Below are 319 nucleotides of genomic sequence, written 5' to 3' on the forward strand. Positions count from 1 at the left end.
TCGTGCCGGGGATAATACGGCAGCCAGCAACAGTTATTACCTGAACCTGCGCAGCGGCCTGAACGTCGGCCCTTGGCGCCTGCGTAACTATTCAGTCTGGAACCGGGAAAGTGGCAGCGATCAGGGCCAGAACCACTGGCAGTCCATCCATACCTATCTCCAGCGCGATATCCTCTTTTTGAGGAGCCAGTTGACCCTGGGAGATACCAACTCCTCCAGCGAAGTGTTCGACAGCGTGCCGCTACGCGGCGGCCAGTTGATGTCAGATGAAGAGATGCTACCGGAAAGCCTGCGCGGCTATTCACCGGTGGTGCGCGGC

1 protein-coding gene is annotated in these 319 nt (G+C 58.9%); it reads left to right on the forward strand.

Annotated elements, in window-relative coordinates; all coding sequences use genetic code 11:
- On the forward strand, window positions 1-319 hold a 319-nt coding region (locus tag AC2A1E_RS24455; RefSeq protein WP_484385915.1), incomplete at both ends, for a fimbria/pilus outer membrane usher protein.

This window comes from Serratia sp. HNCC26DJ206, from assembly GCF_057180605.1.